The 16,629-nt window shown below is 38.5% G+C and carries 14 protein-coding genes; 6 read left to right on the plus strand and 8 right to left on the minus strand.

Annotated elements, in window-relative coordinates; genetic code table 11:
* Positions 1-956: 956 nt before the first annotated feature.
* A complete protein-coding gene (locus tag PAUR_RS19275; RefSeq protein WP_192509356.1) occupies positions 957-1,778 on the minus strand; it encodes a chromosome partitioning protein ParA in 822 nt (273 codons plus the stop codon).
* Between the two features lie 104 nt (positions 1,779-1,882).
* On the opposite strand from PAUR_RS19275, the gene PAUR_RS19280 reads away from it, so the two are divergent.
* Positions 1,883-2,776, plus strand: a complete 894-nt coding sequence (locus tag PAUR_RS19280) for a response regulator (protein ID WP_192509357.1) — start codon at positions 1,883-1,885, stop codon at positions 2,774-2,776.
* Positions 2,777-2,809: 33 nt separating this feature from the next.
* Here PAUR_RS19280 and PAUR_RS19285 read toward each other — a convergent pair whose 3' ends face one another.
* Together PAUR_RS19285 and PAUR_RS19290 are read right to left on the minus strand one after the other, a co-directional pair.
* A complete protein-coding gene (locus tag PAUR_RS19285) occupies positions 2,810-3,262 on the minus strand; it encodes a hypothetical protein (protein WP_192509358.1) in 453 nt (150 codons plus the stop codon).
* Between the two features lie 201 nt (positions 3,263-3,463).
* Positions 3,464-3,763: a hypothetical protein gene (locus PAUR_RS19290; protein WP_225738519.1), complete on the minus strand. Its 300-nt coding sequence runs from the start codon at positions 3,761-3,763 to the stop codon at positions 3,464-3,466.
* A 125-nt stretch (positions 3,764-3,888) separates the two neighbouring features.
* Here PAUR_RS19290 and nhaR point away from each other — a divergent pair, with 125 nt between their 5' ends.
* On the plus strand, positions 3,889-4,788 hold the full coding sequence (nhaR, locus tag PAUR_RS19295) for a transcriptional activator NhaR (RefSeq protein ID WP_192509360.1): 900 nt from the start codon (positions 3,889-3,891) through the stop codon (positions 4,786-4,788).
* Here the strand turns inward: nhaR and PAUR_RS19300 are convergent.
* The gene (locus tag PAUR_RS19300) at positions 4,785-5,708 is read right to left on the minus strand and encodes a LysR family transcriptional regulator (protein ID WP_192509361.1); all 924 of its coding nucleotides are present in this window, start codon (positions 5,706-5,708) and stop codon (positions 4,785-4,787) included. The genes nhaR and PAUR_RS19300 overlap by 4 nt on opposite strands.
* Positions 5,709-5,912: 204 nt before the next feature.
* On the opposite strand from PAUR_RS19300, the gene PAUR_RS19305 reads away from it, so the two are divergent.
* On the plus strand, positions 5,913-6,377 hold the full coding sequence (locus PAUR_RS19305; protein ID WP_192509362.1) for an OsmC family protein: 465 nt from the start codon (positions 5,913-5,915) through the stop codon (positions 6,375-6,377).
* A gap of 103 nt (positions 6,378-6,480) precedes the next feature.
* Here the strand turns inward: PAUR_RS19305 and PAUR_RS19310 are convergent, their stop codons facing one another.
* Both PAUR_RS19310 and PAUR_RS19315 read right to left on the minus strand, forming a co-directional pair.
* Entirely contained in the window at positions 6,481-7,575 is a 1,095-nt protein-coding gene (locus tag PAUR_RS19310; protein ID WP_192509363.1) for a HAMP domain-containing histidine kinase, read from the minus strand.
* A gap of 76 nt (positions 7,576-7,651) precedes the next feature.
* Positions 7,652-8,323 carry a response regulator transcription factor gene (locus PAUR_RS19315; protein WP_192509364.1) on the minus strand — a complete coding sequence of 224 codons (672 nt, stop codon included), beginning with the start codon at positions 8,321-8,323 and terminating at the stop codon, positions 7,652-7,654.
* A gap of 71 nt (positions 8,324-8,394) precedes the next feature.
* Here PAUR_RS19315 and PAUR_RS19320 point away from each other — a divergent pair, with 71 nt between their 5' ends.
* Together PAUR_RS19320 and PAUR_RS19325 are read left to right on the plus strand one after the other, a co-directional pair.
* Positions 8,395-10,122, plus strand: coding sequence for an amidohydrolase (locus tag PAUR_RS19320; protein WP_192509365.1), 1,728 nt, complete (start codon positions 8,395-8,397; stop codon positions 10,120-10,122).
* Between the two features lie 254 nt (positions 10,123-10,376).
* Positions 10,377-11,315 carry a class I SAM-dependent methyltransferase gene (locus tag PAUR_RS19325; RefSeq protein WP_192509366.1) on the plus strand — a complete coding sequence of 313 codons (939 nt, stop codon included), beginning with the start codon at positions 10,377-10,379 and terminating at the stop codon, positions 11,313-11,315.
* A 3-nt stretch (positions 11,316-11,318) separates the two neighbouring features.
* Here PAUR_RS19325 and PAUR_RS19330 read toward each other — a convergent pair whose 3' ends face one another.
* Entirely contained in the window at positions 11,319-11,801 is a 483-nt protein-coding gene (locus PAUR_RS19330) for a YbaK/EbsC family protein (RefSeq protein WP_192509367.1), read from the minus strand.
* Positions 11,802-12,570: 769 nt separating this feature from the next.
* Between PAUR_RS19330 and PAUR_RS19335 the strand changes: the two genes are divergently transcribed.
* Positions 12,571-15,984: an ATP-binding protein gene (locus PAUR_RS19335; protein ID WP_192509368.1), complete on the plus strand. Its 3,414-nt coding sequence runs from the start codon at positions 12,571-12,573 to the stop codon at positions 15,982-15,984.
* Positions 15,985-16,020: 36 nt separating this feature from the next.
* Here the strand turns inward: PAUR_RS19335 and PAUR_RS19340 are convergent, their stop codons facing one another.
* Positions 16,021-16,593, minus strand: coding sequence for a DJ-1/PfpI family protein (locus PAUR_RS19340; RefSeq protein WP_192509369.1), 573 nt, complete (start codon positions 16,591-16,593; stop codon positions 16,021-16,023).
* Between the last annotated feature and the right edge of the window lie 36 nt (positions 16,594-16,629).

Here is a 16,629-nt window from a genome sequence, read left to right on the forward strand (position 1 = left end):
GGCTTCCTTTCAATGGTCGTATTTCGATAGTTTAGATACATAAAAGTTACTTTTGAACTTCTAATCAAAGGCATTTCCGAAATAAACTACACTTTATTTTATCAAAAGTCACTTAAGTTAATTAAATGTTTATTTGGTTTTTTGTGGAGGGGGTTGTTATTCTTCGGTTATGGTTAGTTTGAATTGTTTTTTGTTCTTTTATGTTGTTGTTTTTGTGTGTTTTGTTTTTTAGTCTGATCATTTTTTATCTAATGAATTATTTTTGATAAATGTTGTTTTTAAAAATCAAGTGTTGCAATGTTGTAATATCTGGTGCGTTTTCTGGGTTTTAAAACGCTACGGCTATATCTGGAGGTTGCTTTCTATTGCTGGGAATCATCTGCAGCGTTTGTATGGTGCGCGCGAATATTTGCACTGACGATACCTTTTTATAGTACTGCCTGCTAAGTTATAGTCTTGATATTAAAGATTTTAGTGATAATTTTATACGCTTTTGCATTTATAATACGCTGTTTTTCTGTGTAATTTAGTTAAGCAAGGAAAAAGATTGCTGATAGTACATTGCCTTTTGCTTGTTGGTGTTTTTATTAGTGCAATAATGTGTTTTTTTTGCTCTGTTATTAATGGGATTTAGTTAATTATTTTTACGTTAATGGCTAACTTTAATTTAAGTGTTTGTTTTTTATATGTTTGTAACGTGCTGATTTATTACTGCGAATAACAAGAAAATATTAGGTTTTGTAGCACCGCGTTCCTTTACATAACAATCGTTAGATTGGTCGTAGGGTATGCTTAAAGTAACTAGTCGAACACAGATTGTTAGATACTCATTTTGGTTAGGTTTTGTATGGCATTCTTATTTTTTACGAAACGACAATATAGAGTACCTAAAACTGAAGCATCACAGAAACATACGCAACTGGATGCTCAGCCATAGGGCTTGAATGCGATTTAACTTATGGCTCTTTGTTTTCGTGTGTTTTTACAATATCTAAATATCGACTTTCAATAAATTTCTTCTCTTTGGTTAAGTGTTTTAGTGCTGACTTTGTTTGTGCTAATTCGCCCTGTAATTGAGCTAATGCAGGGCCATCTTCGGTATTGTGAGCTTGCAATGAAAGCTGCTCTAATGCTTGGCTTTGCTCCGATATTTGACGTTTATAGTTATTCAGCGTATCAATCATATCAGCTTTTTCTCGCTCAAATGAGAGCATCATATTCTGTACATGTTGAGGTGAAGAGTTTGTTTGCTCATTTTCAAGTTGTAATGCCTGGTATTTCTCTTCTAACTGCTCTTTTTCTTTTTGTAACGACTCCACCGTATCGTATTGATCGTAGAGTTTCTTCCGCGTTACTTTCAACTTATTGACACTTTTATCAAGATCGCCTTTTAGCTTGCGTATTAATGCATGCGACCTTGATAGCTTCTTATTAAGGTCTTTAATGGATTGATCTTCTTCAGGTGTTATATGGTCTTTTGTAGAGGCTCTTATATCGGTGAGCTGTTGTTCTAATGCAATTTGTACTTTTGCTAACTCTGCAATAGTATTGCTGTGGTCATTAATATAGCCTAGTGCGTTATCAACAGACTCTCTGCACATGATGAGCATTTGGTCATCTTGTTGCTGCTGTGGCTTGTTAGATACCACGCTTGTAGCAAACTTTCTGAACTCTCTCAGTATTAATAGTAAGATATAAAACCATGCAGCAAGGATCAATAATCCAAAATTAATGGCTAAATATTGGTAAACAGTAATCGGTAATTGTAAACTCGGCATAATGATGGTTTATTGTTAATTTTGTTGATCATATCTTTTCAGTTTAGTGATGGATGAAAAATATGCCTATAATAAAAAACAAGTTTTTATAAAAGTGGCGCAGAGTGAAAATCTTAATTGTTGATGATAGCCATGCAACTCTGGAAATCGTAAAGCGCGGTTTGGAGAAGTTCGGTTATCGTAAGTTGTTAATTCAAAAAGCAAATAGTGCGAAATCGGCATTGCAATATATAGGTAGTTGGAAGCCAGATATTGTTTTAACTGATTGGCACATGCCTGACATGTCTGGTTTAATTTTATTGCAAGCAATAAAACAACGGCAACTAAATATTACCGTTGCGATGATAACGACAGTCGATGAGCCGTCTCAAATAGATCAAGCACTTGAAGCAGGTGCAAGCTTTGTATTATCAAAACCATTCAGCGATGATGAATTACATGAAAAGCTGCTGCCTTTAGTACAAGGTGCGGAAGAAAATGAAATTATACTGGATGATATTGAGGTTAATGGTGAATTAGCTCTACCGAAATTAAGTCAGCTAGAACGTTTGATTCATAAACACATTGATGAATCTTTATGTATTAAACCGATTCAGTCACAAGTGTTTGATGAAACAAAAGTGCCTTGCGTTATGGCCGTTTATGAAGATCGAGAAAGCCAAAAAGTGAGAGCGATTGGGTTGTTAGATATTTATGCGACGTGCGTTATGGCAAGTGGTATTCGCATGATATCTGAGGCAGAAGCACAACAAGCAATCCACCAAAATTTGGTGTCTTCTGAGATATTGGAGGCGGGCAAAGAAGCCCTCAGCGCGACTGCTTTTGCATTTCTGGATAAGAAAACAAGAATGAGCTTAAGAATTAAAACGGTGAAGTTTATAGCATCTCCGTTTCGAAAGCTTGAGCTTTTATATCAAACCCAAGCAGATAGTAGGATCGATTTTAGCTGTCAGCGAGATGGAATGGCGCTCGGAAAGATTTTGCTAGTTGGCTTTTAGCATGTTAATTGAACACAGTTTTAAAACATTCTGTTATGCTATGGCACTGATCAATACGCCCGGATCGGTGATCCCAGCATCCTTCATTGCTTCTTTTACATTATCGACTAAAGTCAGTAAGTTCATTTGTAGCTGTGCGATATAATTGGCTTGTTGGAGTATCATATCTTTTTTAGTATCTTCGTTTAGATCTGTTTGATTTTTCAATTTTACTAAGCGCTCTTCTTCTTCTTTTATTTGTTCTTTAATACGCTCTATTTGTTCGAGCATTTTTTGAATATGTTGCGGTAAGCCGTCCTTTTTGGATTTTACTTGTTCAGAGTCGTCGGTATTACTCAACTGTTCTCGGTCTTTTTGAGAAAGGCGGAAAGTTGTCGATTTTTCATCTAATTCATTCTTGTTCTCAGTTTGGGATAATGCGTTTTGATGAACCTGCGAATTAGAGTGTGGTAGTAGGTACTGAGATGCCGGTTGCTGAATTTTCATCCTGTAAATCCATAAAATAATATAAGCTACTAAGTAATGTTATCGGCGCAGGATAAATTTTCTTTAGAAGAAATAGGCGGCATCCGTGCCGCTGCAAGTGCTTGGGAATTGCTGTATTACTGTTTCATGAAAATATTACTTAAATTCTAAATATATCAATTTTTTATTTATTATTGAGCAAAGCTTATAATGAGATTTTGGTTAAGACAATTTGTACTTTTGAGCAAGGACTAATTGACTATTATGGAGCGCTCGCATTAACGCTTGCAGTAAATCTTTGCCCTTTGCTTTGACTGAGATGTCGGGCAACCCTGGCATCACTAGGCTGATATGACATAGCTTTAAAGCGCCATGGCGAGCATGTCGTATATCACTGACTTGTATATCTATTTTTCGAATATTTGCCTTATATCGGATGAGTTGGCCTGAAACGAGCTTTGACAACTTGATCCTCATAGCGGCATTCATTACCTTATCTTTCACTGTCAATTTTAGCTTCATGGCTATATCCAAGTATAAATTTAGTGTAATTAGTCGCGCCTTTATTGCAGGCATGTAGTTAATCTACTAAGGTATATAAAAAGATTAAAGCTGATTATTTCTTACTTATTCATCGGTAAAAACGAATGATAACAAACATAAATTACAACCACCTCTACTATTTTTGGCAGGTAAGCAAGCATGGCAGTATCGCGAGTGCAAGTAAGGTCTTACATTTGACGCCGCAAACCGTCAGCGCACAGATTACCAGTTTAGAGCAGCGCTTAGGGAAACCATTATTCATACGCGAAGGGAGAGGGCTGAGATTGACTGAATTTGGTCAAATTACCCAACAGTACGCTGATGATATGTTTGCGATTGCTGAAGAGTGGTTAGAAACTACACAAGGAGACTTGGATCATATATCGCGAACGCTAAGAGTTGGGATTTCTGATGCATTACCTAAATCTTTGGTATCAAAGTGGTTATCACCGTTTATAGATAATGAACGGATCACGAATTTACATTGTATTGATGGTCAGCAAGCTGAGCTGCTTGCCCAGATGTCGATCCACAAGCTAGATTTAGTCTTAGCTGATAAGCCATTAGACAGCACATTGCCATTTAAAGCATTTTGTCATGAGCTCGGTAAAAGCCAATTAGGTTTTTTCGGTAATAGAGCATCACTTGATGCACTAAAAGAAAGCTACCCTAACTCTCTTGCCGATGTTCCTGTCATTCTCCCTGCTAAGTCAAGTCCGATGACGAGTGCAATTAAATACTGGTTAGAGCAACAAAGTATCGAAATATCTATAGCAGGTCATGTCGATGATAGTGCATTGATGAAGGCATTGGGTCAACAAGGCTTCGGCTTATTTGCAGCCCCGTTGCTTGTCAGTAAAGAAATTGAACGTCATTATGATGTGAGTCTAATAGGTAGCATTGACAATGTTTACCAGCACTATTATGCATTTACGCCAGATAGGTTAATTAAAGACTCTATCTATTCTGAATTTGTAAAATATGCGCAGCACATTCATATTTAAAGATTGTGTGGCTGAGATGTGTGAACAAATTTATGTTTTAACCATGATGTAAATTGATGAAGGTCTGATGCTTCCTGTGGCTTTTCTGGGCTTACTAAGTAATAGTTGTAATCGAGTTTTAACACTGTATGGTCACACTGAACCAGCATACCCCATTTTATTAAGTCTGAAACCATATGATGCCATGCTAACGCGAGCCCTTGTTTGTGCTTGGCAGCTTCGAGTGAAAGTCCTACATGGCTAAAATGGCGGTGTATCATTTTTGAGTTAACACAAATGTGATGTTTTGATAACCAATATTGCCAAGTTAAGTTACTCGGCCCATCCTCAAGTGCTGCGTTGTATTGTAATAAGGGATATTGAGAGACGAGCCTTGATATATGATTATCGCATCCCACCGTCAACAGATCTGGGTGGCAGACTGGATAAACGTATTCTGAAGCGAGAAATTGGGCATGGTTGTTTTGGGTATAGCCAGTACCAAAATGTAGGTGGGCGTCTATATGGGATGTGGAGAAGTTGACGAGTTGGTCTTGTGCATGTAATACGATGCTAATATCAGGGTGCAAATCATAAAAATCAGGTAGTTTTGGCAATAACCAGTTTTGCGCTAATGATGGGATGGCTGCAATATGTAACGTGCGCAGCTTTGTTGTAGAAATACTTTTTGAAACGCCCTCTTGAATTAATGATACACCTTTGTTGGCATTTTCCATCAGAGCTTTGCCTGCTTCAGTGAGCATGATCCCTTTAGATTGGCGCGTAAACAGTGATACACCAAGCTGCGATTCAAGTAATTTCATTTGATGACTTATTGCACTGGGAGTGATGTGTAAAATTTCTGCAGCGCGTGAGAAGCTCAAAGTTTGTGTGATAACCGTAAAAGTGTGAATTGCTGAGAAAGAGAATTGAGTTGTCATATCTTTGATGAGTTTAAATCATAGGTGTGCTGATTATGACCGTATATTTAAGTATAACTCAAGGTTTTACTGGGGCCATTATTTAAAAATTAAGTTGATATGTGAGTATTGCTCATATGAGGGTGATGAATTTTCGCTTTTTTTAGAGCCGCGAGTTACGCAAAATATGTGGTGTTGAATTACGATAAAGTTTGAGGAAAAAGCATGTCTAACTATCAGGCCGTTATACAGTGGAATAAACAAAGTACAGAGTTATTTGTTGATAGAAAATACAGTCGTGTACACCACTGGCTATTTTCAAGTGGCACACGCATAGCTGCATCATCATCACCGAGTATAGTCCCAGTTCCCTACTCTAATGAAGCTCATATTGATCCTGAAGAAGCATTTGTAGCAGCGCTATCAAGCTGTCATATGTTGTTTTTCCTTGATTTGGCTGCACAAAGAAAACTCATGATTGAGTCGTATTATGATGATGCACTCGGAACACTTGGTTTAAACCACCTTGGTAAAAAAGCAATGACGAAAGTTGTCTTAAACCCCAAAGTAATTTGGGGTGCAGGTGTTGAGGTTGAGCATAGCTTGATTGAAAGCCTTCATCATCAAGCTCACGAGTTATGTTTTATCGCCAACTCTGTACAAACTGATGTGTCAATTAACTTAGCTTGATATGATTTATTGGGTTAGAAAACAAAATCCTATGCCAATGTAAGTACCAACTTACATTGCGCGATGTATTTATTGCTACTCACTCATGGTGATACTTAGGTGATTAAATGGACTTGCTAAATATTACTTCTAACGAAAATAACGGAGGTTCATGTGCTATTTCATGGTGCCAATTGAGTTTTTGGCATATCTGCTTTAGTAATAATAGGCCTAAGCCAGAGCCCTTTGTATCCATTTTTGATGCAATGCAGGGGTTACTAAATACCATCCGTGTATGAGATAAAGTCGTGGTCACTTCGCCATTGCCATGTTGTAAAGCATTTCGATAAACTTGTGTGAGTAGTAAACTGACAAGCGGTTGATGTGCATTAATGAATGTCTCCTCGGTGGTTATTAGGTTGTGTATGAGCCCATGAGTGGTATATAAAGCTGCGACAGAGTTGATTGTTGCACTGAGGTTTATGGGTTTAATTTCATGAGGATTAAGGTGCCACAAAGCTAAAATGGCGGTACTCGTCTCAGTTAAATTAGCTTGAGCGCACTCTAATTGCTCGATGATTGATAAAGACTCAAATGGTAAATCATCTAGTTGTTGTAAACGGGCCAAACTGTGCCTAATTTGTGTTAAAGGTGTTCGCACTTCATGACTTAAATAGGCTGAAAGTAAGCGGTCTTTTTGTTGTGCATAACGCTCGGCTTGTCGTGAAATAACGAGTGCGTCAGCGATATTTTGTAACTCAATAAACTTAAATTCTAGTGCTTTGTGCTCTGGGGTTATTAACTGTTCTAGCTGGTGGGTTTGCTGTTTGATGCGGTAGGCTGCTTTACCTATCACATAAAGGAATATGGTCGTCAAAGCACCCATTAGTAACATCAGAAAAGGTAGAATCGGCGCCGATTCATACTCATCAAAATAGTGCATGACGAAAATCATTGGTGTATCAGCATCATGCTGATATGGCAAAATATAGACGGTGTCTTCTTGATAGTTACTAAAATATATGTCGTTAATAGGAAGTAGCTTTGCTTTCCATAGCGATAAGGCCCAAGCTGGTAAATCCTGTTCATCGGAGGTTATCAGCTTAAAGTCATCTATGTATGGTAATACCTGATTTTGTATAATGGCTTGTTCTGCATCATAAAACAGATAATGAGCTGCCGTTTCATCCAGAGCAAAGTCATAGCTTACTTTCACCATACAGCCCCATAGAAACATGACTATTAGCGCACATAACCCGAAACGCACAATAAGATAATGAAGGAGTGATTGGTTGTTACTCATCATCGCGCTCTTTAAGTGCTAAGCCTTGTTTCTTCAACGTGTGTAACAGTACTTTCTCGTTCGGCTTTGTTATATTTGTACGTAAACGTGTTACAAGTGATTTATACATATTATTATTAACATCTTGGTCTGGCCAAATTGTGGCAATGAGATTGTCTTTACTTACAGGGTTGGGGCTGTGGGTGATAAGCAGAGCCAATAGGCTCCATTGCTGGGGAGATAACACTATTGTTCGTTCGGCTCTTTTTGCTATCTTGGCATCTAAATCAACAAACAGGGAGTCGAGCTGGAACGTGGTATTTTTTGCCGGGGTGTTTTTTCGGGCAAGCAGTTTTATACGTACAGCGAGCTCCTCTAATGCGAAGGGCTTAGTGATGTAATCTAAGGCTCCGACAGAAAACGCAGCAAGTTTGTCTGTGAGCGCATTACGCGCAGATAGAAATAATATGGGGGCACTGTTTTTTTCTAGTGTTTTGGCAAATTCAATACCAGTGCCATCAGGGAGATTTATATCTAAAATAATGGCCTCATAATCCGTACCTTCTGAAATACTTCTAGCTTGTGTTAGTGAACTTGCATAATCAACTTCGATACCCTCTGCATTTAAAAAATCGATGGTTTGGGCTGCTAAGATAGAATCGTCTTCTACCAGTAATATAATCATAGTTAGCCTATGCTGTTACCTTATGGTTACCTCTATCCTGATATTGTATCGTGAAACTTAAGGAGTCAACTATGAGTAAACCAACGATGATATTAAGTACGACTTTATTGGCAATATCCTGTGCTATTTCTGGCTGTGATAGCGATTCGAATTCTGCGACAGCACCAACAGTCGAAAGTGATGGTGACTTATCTAGTCATGTAGTCGCAACAAAGGTGTTCACAAATGGTGAAGTGTATACGGTAAACCCTGAGCAGCCTTGGGCACAAGCTGTGGCACTCAAGGGAAACAAAATTATTTTTGTTGGTAATAACCAAGGCGTAAAAACGTATTTAGGGAAAAGTACCCACATTATTGACCTTAAAGGGAAGATGATGATGCCAGGTTTTCATGATGTGCATATGCACCCTTTGGAGTCTGCATCTGCAGCAACGCAATTCACAATTCCTGCCTATGCAAGTGAAGGAGAATACATTGATGCGATTTACACAGCGTCAGTGCAAAATCCAGACGCTCAATGGTTAATTGGGTATGGCCATGAAATTACTTCTTTACTTGAAATGGAAAGCGCTCCTTTGTCGGTTATCAATGAAGCCGTAGCAGATCGGCCCGTCATCATTATGGAGCAAACTTCTCATTCGATGTGGGTGAATGGCAAAGCATTGCAACTTGCTGGTATTAATGTCAATAGCCAAGATCCTATTGGCGGAGTTTATGGCCGGGATGTTTCCGGAAAATTAGATGGTATTTTATATGATAATGCCGGCAATCAAGTTATGGAATTAGCGATGAAGTCGCTGTCGAATGCACAGCAGCAAGATCATTCTGGCCTAATTGAATACACTATGCCTGAGCTAAATAAAGCAGGGATCACTTCGATTAGTGATGCGCGCACTTATTGGCAGCGAGGTCACTTAGAAACGTGGCAGCAAGTTGAAAAGGACGATAAGTTGACATTACGTGTCAGTTTGGGGTTATGGGCATATCCAGAAATGAATGATGAGCGCCAAATTTCAACGCTTAAGTCTTTGTACCAAAATGACCCACAGAGTTTGCTCAAAGTGGATCAAGTTAAGTTCTATATGGATGGTATTTTGGTTAATACGACTGCTGCGATGCATGAGCCATATGATACAAATTGGCTCGATTTGTATCAAAATAAAGGCTTGAATTACTTTACGCAAAGTCGTTTGGAAAAGTATATTAAAGCGCTAGAGACTACAGGTTTTGATTTTAATATCCATGGAATTGGCGATAGAGGCATTCATGAAGCACTGAATGCTATTGAGCGCGCATCAAAGGGTGATGCTCGACATCGTATAACCCATTTGGAAGTTGTTAACCCAGAAGACTATACACGTTTTGAAAAGCTGAATGTGATCGCTGATGCGCAAGTTGCAGGTGAGTTTACAGATCCTAACCATTGGCCTGATACCATACCACTGATAGGTAGCGAGCGCGCCCAAGACCTTGTGCCAATTAAAAATTTGCAGAGTGCAGGTGCTACCCTCACGCTCAGTAGTGACTGGAGTGTGAGTACTTTTAACCCATTTGTTGGCTTGAGTAATGCGATATCGAGGGCTCCACAAAACATTACACTTGCCCAAGCAATCGAAGCATATACAATAAATAGCGCTTATGCGATGCGTCAGGAGCAAGTGGTTGGTAGTATTGAGGTAGGAAAATTAGCAGATCTTGTTGTGCTAGACAGGAACCTGTTTGAGCAAAATGCATCTGAAATAAAAAATACCAAAGTTGAAATGACGTTACTAGACGGTGAGGTTGTGTATCAACGTTAACTCATTGACTATATTTATGTAATATAAGGGGAAAGAACGCCCCTTTTTCAATTCTGATTTAGTTCTTTGATTTAGCTCTGGGAAGTAGTTTGAATTTTGATGATAAATACCTTGCTAGGCTATACCGTTTTGTTACTCAATAAATCTCTCATAGCCGTGATTCCTAATTTATACGCGATTTCTTATTCGACTGAGCTGTTACTTTTTTTCAAGGCACGTACAATATGCATATTTGAAATTATGTGTACATTATTATGACCCCAGCAGCTCTAACAACGCTTGATCAGCACATTCGTGAGGTGAGTTATTTTGGTGATGAAGTGCGTCGCCTGTTTCATGGGCGAGGTCGGTTTTACCCTGGTTTAGAACAGCTCACTGTTGATTGGCTAAATGGACAAATATTAATTTCTTTGTTTAAAGAACCTTCAGTTGAATTTATTGATAAATTGACTCAACTAGTTGATAAATGGATGAAAATACCAATTTGGCAAGAGCAGGTTCGCAGTGTTTTATTGCATCACCGAAGCCGACAAGGTGCCCCTATGGATGTGCTATTTGGAGAGCTCACCCCAACTCAAGTAGTGATTGAGAATGGTTTAAAGTTTTCACTTGATTTAGGGTTAAAGCAAAATAATGGACTGTTTTTAGATATGAGAAACGGTCGAAAATGGGTAATGGAAAATGCCAGAGATAAAAATGTGCTCAACCTTTTTGCTTATACGTGTGGTTTTTCTGTGGCGGCAATCGCAGGAGGTGCGGCTCAGGTTGTCAATTTAGATATGGCAAAAGCAGCATTGAGTAAAGGAAGAGATAACCATCGTCTCAATGAACATGACACGGATAAAGTGAAATTTTTAGGTCATGATCTGTTTAAATCTTGGGGGAAATTGAAAAAGTCTGGACCTTATGATTTAGTCATAATTGACCCGCCAACATTTCAAAAAGGCAGCTTTGCTTTGACTAAAGACTATAAAAAAATATTACGCCGTTTGCCTGAACTGTTGAAAAGCAACGCTTATGTACTAGCATGTGTGAATGATCCAAATTTAGAGTCACAGTTTTTGATAGATGAAATGTTAGAACAGGCGCCAGAAGTAACATTTGTTACGCGATTAAACAATCCGCCAGAGTTCGTTGATAATAATATTGAAGGAGGGTTGAAGAGCTTACTATTTTCATATGGCAAAATTTAATGTTTATTTTGCAAGCTCTATCCATACGCCTTGAGTCAGTAGGTTAAAGTTACAGGCTTTAAGCTCAAAGACTGCATTGGGCGTCCCTGCGGCTGCCCAAATGACATTATAGTTTTTTAGTTCATTATCTAATATTGTGATGACTCGCTTATTTAATGCAACAGGAGGGACGCCGCCGATTGCATATCCAATTTTTTCCTTAACAAACTTGGCATCAGCCTTGTCTAATTCAATTCCTGTTGCGGCAAATACTTTGTCTTTACAGACCGCGTGCTTTCCAGAAGTGACGACTAATACTGGCTCCCCCGACTCTCTATTTTTGAAAATGAGAGATTTGGCTATTTGAGCGATATCACAGCCTAGGGCTTGCGATGCATCGAACGCAGTTCTAGTTGAATATGGGAGTTGTTTAACGACAAATGCGATATCAAATTGTGCAAGGTAGTCTTGCACTCGTTGGGCACTTCCTTTTAGCGTAGTTGACATCTTAACCTCACTCGGGCGGGAGACTTACTGGTTGCGTATTGTATTTATATCGAATGGGCATGTGATATTCAAGCTTGTGTTACATTCTGCAAGCTTTTGCAATGCTAGAAAATAAAATTAACTCGCAAAATTTAGCTAAATATTACTAGTTTTTGTTTTGGAAACGTAAATTTTATGGGGTTATTTAGATAAATTTAAATTTGAGATGCAACCCAACCGTGAGAATATTTCATGTTTTTATTGACAAATAATAATACTCTAGGGTGCTGAAATATAGGGTTTTAAGTTAAGTGTATTGACATAATGTTGTTGCTTTACCTACTTACTTAAGGACTCTGTTTAGGATATTCATCAAGATTCCGTTAATTGACCTGTTATTTAGACAGAATCATTTTTTACATAACACGTGATGAATGTGTGTTTTACGGTAGTAAGCGGCTTTGTTTAGCACTTTTGCAAAAAATGCACGATAAGAAAAATGTTGACCTAGTATTAGAGTGTAGGGCTAATACGTGTATTTTTAAATGAGTAACCGCTTCGATGAATGTGCAGTACTGCCGGTAAGAGTATGCATCAAATCTTGATTTATGTCCTAACTATAGAAACCAAAATAAGCAAGTGTGGCTTTATATTAGAATTGTTCAATCTGTATGGTTGTAAATTGATCTATATATCCTAAAGTGTAGTTAGAATTAGATGGTTTTGACTGAGTAGGTTGTGCAGTAAGTCAGCATCATCAGGGATGTTGTTAGCTGGTTTGAAGGAATATATGTACTCTCGTTACGCAATGCGACTTAAGCGGATGTCGGTACCATTCATCTTGTTGGTGCTAATTGGTACGCTGATCATATCTTTGTTCTTTTTTGAACAGAAAATTCAACGTGAGGCCCAACAAAGTGTTGATGAGTCTTTGACATTTTTATTGAAAAATAAAAAACAGCACTTGTCTGAATATATTCAAATAAATAGTGACTTTTTATTTTTTTTGTTAGATACCCCACCGATACAAGGCGTTTCCCGAGCGTTGTTGAATGAAGGGGTAGACCCCGTTGATGGTATAACTGTAACACGTTGGAAAGAGCGGCTAAGTACTATTTTTCAGTCAATGATGCACACTTATACTGATATTCGGCAATTGAGGTTAATTGATAGCAGCGATGGTGATGAGCTGGTCAGGGTTGATCGTTTCGGTGGTATTGTTAAAGTACAACTTGAACCTAAGTTACAAAATAAAGCAAGCAAAGATTACTTTACTGAAACGCTAAAATTAAATGAAAGAAGCTTGTACATATCTCAATTAGATCTAAATAAAGAGCGTGGTAAAATAGTACACCCTATCGAGCCTACGTTAAGGTTTGCGTTACCTGTTTATAATGATGATAACGTATTACTTACTGTACTGGTATTAAACCTCAATGCCGAAGAGCTATTACAAAATCTATACAGCAACGTAGAACCAGCGTTACAGTTATTACTGTTAACCCAAACGGGTCATTTCATTTATCATTTTGACGAGGCATTACGCTTTAGCCGTGATCTGAGCCCAGATACAACATGGCAATCTTTATATTCAAAAGAGCCTTGGCTGCATGGCGGCCTATCTCTTGTCACGTTAAAGAAGGATGAAAAGCAGCAGTTTATTTCAAAAGAGGGAGTTTTAAGAACATCATCGAGTGACCAGCATGGTTTAATTAAAATTATGGTGGCTATGCCTATTTCAACGTACACAGAATTATTATTTGAAAAGAGATTGAGTACTTATGGTTTGCTTGTGGTGCTGAGTTTGATCTTTGTGATTGTTTTGACAATTATATGGTTCTACTTTAAAAGCTCTCAAAAACTTATCGACACTCAGTCAGAATTTGCAGATATTATTGATGGGGCTTCTGGTGGCATTATTGGTTTTAATACGAAGCTACAAATAACCAGCTTTAATCGCACCGCGGAGCGGTTTTTTCCTGAATTGGCGCGCAATATTGGTATTGGGTATAAAATCTTAGAGCCGTATGTGGAACAAGGTTTTTTCCACCATGTATTAAATCAAGTCAGTAAAAGTCAAGTAATTAGCCCTTTAGAGGTCACTTTAGAGCGTGAAGAAGAGCAGGTTATTGACCTTGAGTTTACTATTTCTCCCATTCGAAATGCCAATACAACGATAAAAGGGTTTGCTTTATTCATTACAGATGTGACCGCTCAGAATAAGGCCAAAGACAAGATTAAGAATAATAATGCATTACTAGAGCAGCAAGTCACAGAGCGAACTGCAGAGCTTGAAAGTGCGAAAAAACGAGCTGAGGAAGCGTCCAACATAAAAAGCTCATTCATCTCAAGTATTAGCCATGAAATGAGAACCCCCCTCAATGGCATTCTGGGCACATTAAACTTGGTGTGTAGAGATGTCGTATCTAAACAACAAAAGAGTTACTTAGATATGATGAAAACCAGTGCACAAACATTAACGAGTTTAATTAATGATATTTTGGATTTATCAAAAATTGAAGCTGGGAAATTGGAGCTAGATAGTGAATTGTTTGATCCTATTTCTTTGTTGGAGCATGTCACTTCATCTATAGGGGTAAAAGCACAAGAAAAGCAATTAGATTATCAATTAGATGCTCTAGATATTGAGTATTTAGGGCTATTTGGTGATGCGAGTAGATTGAAGCAGGTGTTGTATAATCTATTAAGTAATGCAATTAAGTTCACGGATAAAGGTGGCGTATATGTAGTTTCAAAAACGGTGACAGATAGCGAGTATGTTTGGCTTGAAATAAATGTGCGTGATACGGGCGTTGGCATCTCGAGAGAAAATTATAATAAGTTGTTTCAAGCATTTTCTCAAGAATCTGCAACAGTCACAAGTCGATATGGTGGTACTGGCCTTGGATTATCTATTTGTAAACAACTGTGTAAACTGATGGGAGGAGATATCTCTTTTTCTTCAGAGAAAGGTTGTGGCAGTGAGTTTATATTGCGGTTGCCCTACCCTATTGAAAGTGCCAAACCACTTCATGTTATGCCTGTATTATCAGGCACTCGTGTTTACATTGAAAGCCCATCTCCTGAATTCGTTCAGTTTTTAGAAAAGCTAACGACCCGTTTTGCAGGCGAAGTAACGCATCAAGATAACGCTGATTATTGGTTTATCGATGCACCAAGTGGTGCTATGGAACGACATATTAAACATCCGTTGGCGAGTAAACGCTGCTGTGTATTTTATGATGCGATGAATTGTACTGTACCAGCTAATGTTCGTGCGAGTGTGGCCAAACCAATACGTTATCTCGATGTATTGGTATTAATTAATAAAGATAAAGCGAATATCATGTTTGATTTGATAGAAGACAATCAGCCTAATCCGCAAGAGCCCGAACAGTACCGATCGCTGAAAGGAAAGGTTGTTATGGTGGTAGATGATAATCAAATTAATCTTGAGGTAGCAAAAGGAATGTTGGTGTCACAAGGTATCGATGTATTGATGGCAAATTCTGGAATTGATTTATTAGATAAGCTTAATGTGGCAGCAGCCCAGTCTTTGGAGATTATGGCAATTTTGATGGATTGTAACATGCCATTAATGGATGGCTATGAAGCGACGAGTGCCGTTCGCGCTGGAAAAGGCACCGAGTACTACCGAAATATACCTATCATTGCGATGACCGCAGGTACTATGTCGGGTGAAAGAGAGCGCTGTTTGTCTATCGGCATGAATAATTACATCACTAAGCCGGTAAACCCCGATAACTTGTTCAGTACATTGATACTATATATCTCTGATGATATTGAGCGTGGAATAGAAAGTTCCACGACCTTTTTGGAAGTGCTTGAAGATGAGCAAACCCTCAACATTGAAGATGCATTAGAGCGCATGCAAGGTGATAAATCACTATATTTAATGATTTGTGAGTTATTTTTGGCTGACGCCCCTGCCAAGTTTGATGAAATAGCACTGGCAATAAAGAACGAAGCGCACGAAGAAATTAGACATTTAGCGCATGCGATTAGAGGTCAATCAGGTGATGTAGGTGCAGAAAAACTATTCTCGCTGGCGGTAGTGCTTGAAGAGGATGCTTGTACACAACGAACGATTGCTATTTATGAGGCGACGTACAACAAAATGCTTGAAGAGCTAATACGAGTCAATAAAAAGATCGATAGTATGCGTCATGTTAAAGCGAGCTGAAATAGTTGTTTTGCGCGCTGTTGATATTACTTATGTTTACGGGAGCCAATCATAGTCCATCTGCCGTGCAGTTTTATGGGCTATGTCTTTACCAAACTTAGATTGAATGATTGATAAGCTCATATCTATCCCAGCCGCTATCCCCGCAGAGCTAGTAAAATTTTGATCTACAACAAAGCGTTGGTTTTTTATTACTTCTAGTTCTGGGTAACTATGTTGGAGGTCACTCACATCACTCCAGTGCGTGGTGACCTTTTTTCCATCAATAATACCTGCTTGAGCAAATAGAAATACGCCTGTACATACTGATGCGCATGCGGGAGTGTGCCTCGCTGTTTCGGCCAACCATCTAAGGACTGTGGGGTTTTTTATGATACCTGTGTGTATACCTCCTGCAGCGATAAGTAAATCGAATTTCGGGTGACCATGAATACTGTAATGGGGGTTGACACTCAGTCCTCCCCTTGCTTTTACAGGGGAATGAGTTGGTGCGATTAAACTGACATTAATATGTTGTTCGGTAAAGCGGTTAGCAGTGCAAAATACCTCAAAAGGCCCACAAAAATCGAGTACTTCAACATTGTCATATATAAATATACCGATTTCCATATTTATACCAAGATCAGTTTCTTACTAACTTGCATC

The organism is Pseudoalteromonas aurantia 208 (assembly GCF_014858725.1).
Taxonomy (GTDB): domain Bacteria; phylum Pseudomonadota; class Gammaproteobacteria; order Enterobacterales; family Alteromonadaceae; genus Pseudoalteromonas; species Pseudoalteromonas aurantia.

Bases quoted from the DNA above. Each gene is read 5' to 3' on its own strand.
- PAUR_RS19290 (WP_225738519.1), bottom strand. From the start codon at position 3,763: ATGAAGCTAAAATTGACAGTGAAAGATAAGGTAATGAATGCCGCTATG.
- PAUR_RS19340 (WP_192509369.1), bottom strand. From the start codon at position 16,593: ATGGAAATCGGTATATTTATATATGACAATGTTGAAGTACTCGATTTT.
- PAUR_RS19335 (WP_192509368.1), top strand. From the start codon at position 12,571: ATGTACTCTCGTTACGCAATGCGACTTAAGCGGATGTCGGTACCATTC.
- PAUR_RS19285 (WP_192509358.1), bottom strand. From the start codon at position 3,262: ATGAAAATTCAGCAACCGGCATCTCAGTACCTACTACCACACTCTAAT.
- PAUR_RS19300 (WP_192509361.1), bottom strand. From the start codon at position 5,708: ATGACAACTCAATTCTCTTTCTCAGCAATTCACACTTTTACGGTTATC.
- PAUR_RS19310 (WP_192509363.1), bottom strand. From the start codon at position 7,575: ATGGTGAAAGTAAGCTATGACTTTGCTCTGGATGAAACGGCAGCTCAT.
- PAUR_RS19275 (WP_192509356.1), bottom strand. From the start codon at position 1,778: ATGCCGAGTTTACAATTACCGATTACTGTTTACCAATATTTAGCCATT.
- PAUR_RS19330 (WP_192509367.1), bottom strand. From the start codon at position 11,801: ATGTCAACTACGCTAAAAGGAAGTGCCCAACGAGTGCAAGACTACCTT.
- nhaR (WP_192509360.1), top strand. From the start codon at position 3,889: ATGATAACAAACATAAATTACAACCACCTCTACTATTTTTGGCAGGTA.
- PAUR_RS19305 (WP_192509362.1), top strand. From the start codon at position 5,913: ATGTCTAACTATCAGGCCGTTATACAGTGGAATAAACAAAGTACAGAG.
- PAUR_RS19325 (WP_192509366.1), top strand. From the start codon at position 10,377: ATGACCCCAGCAGCTCTAACAACGCTTGATCAGCACATTCGTGAGGTG.
- PAUR_RS19320 (WP_192509365.1), top strand. From the start codon at position 8,395: ATGAGTAAACCAACGATGATATTAAGTACGACTTTATTGGCAATATCC.
- PAUR_RS19315 (WP_192509364.1), bottom strand. From the start codon at position 8,323: ATGATTATATTACTGGTAGAAGACGATTCTATCTTAGCAGCCCAAACC.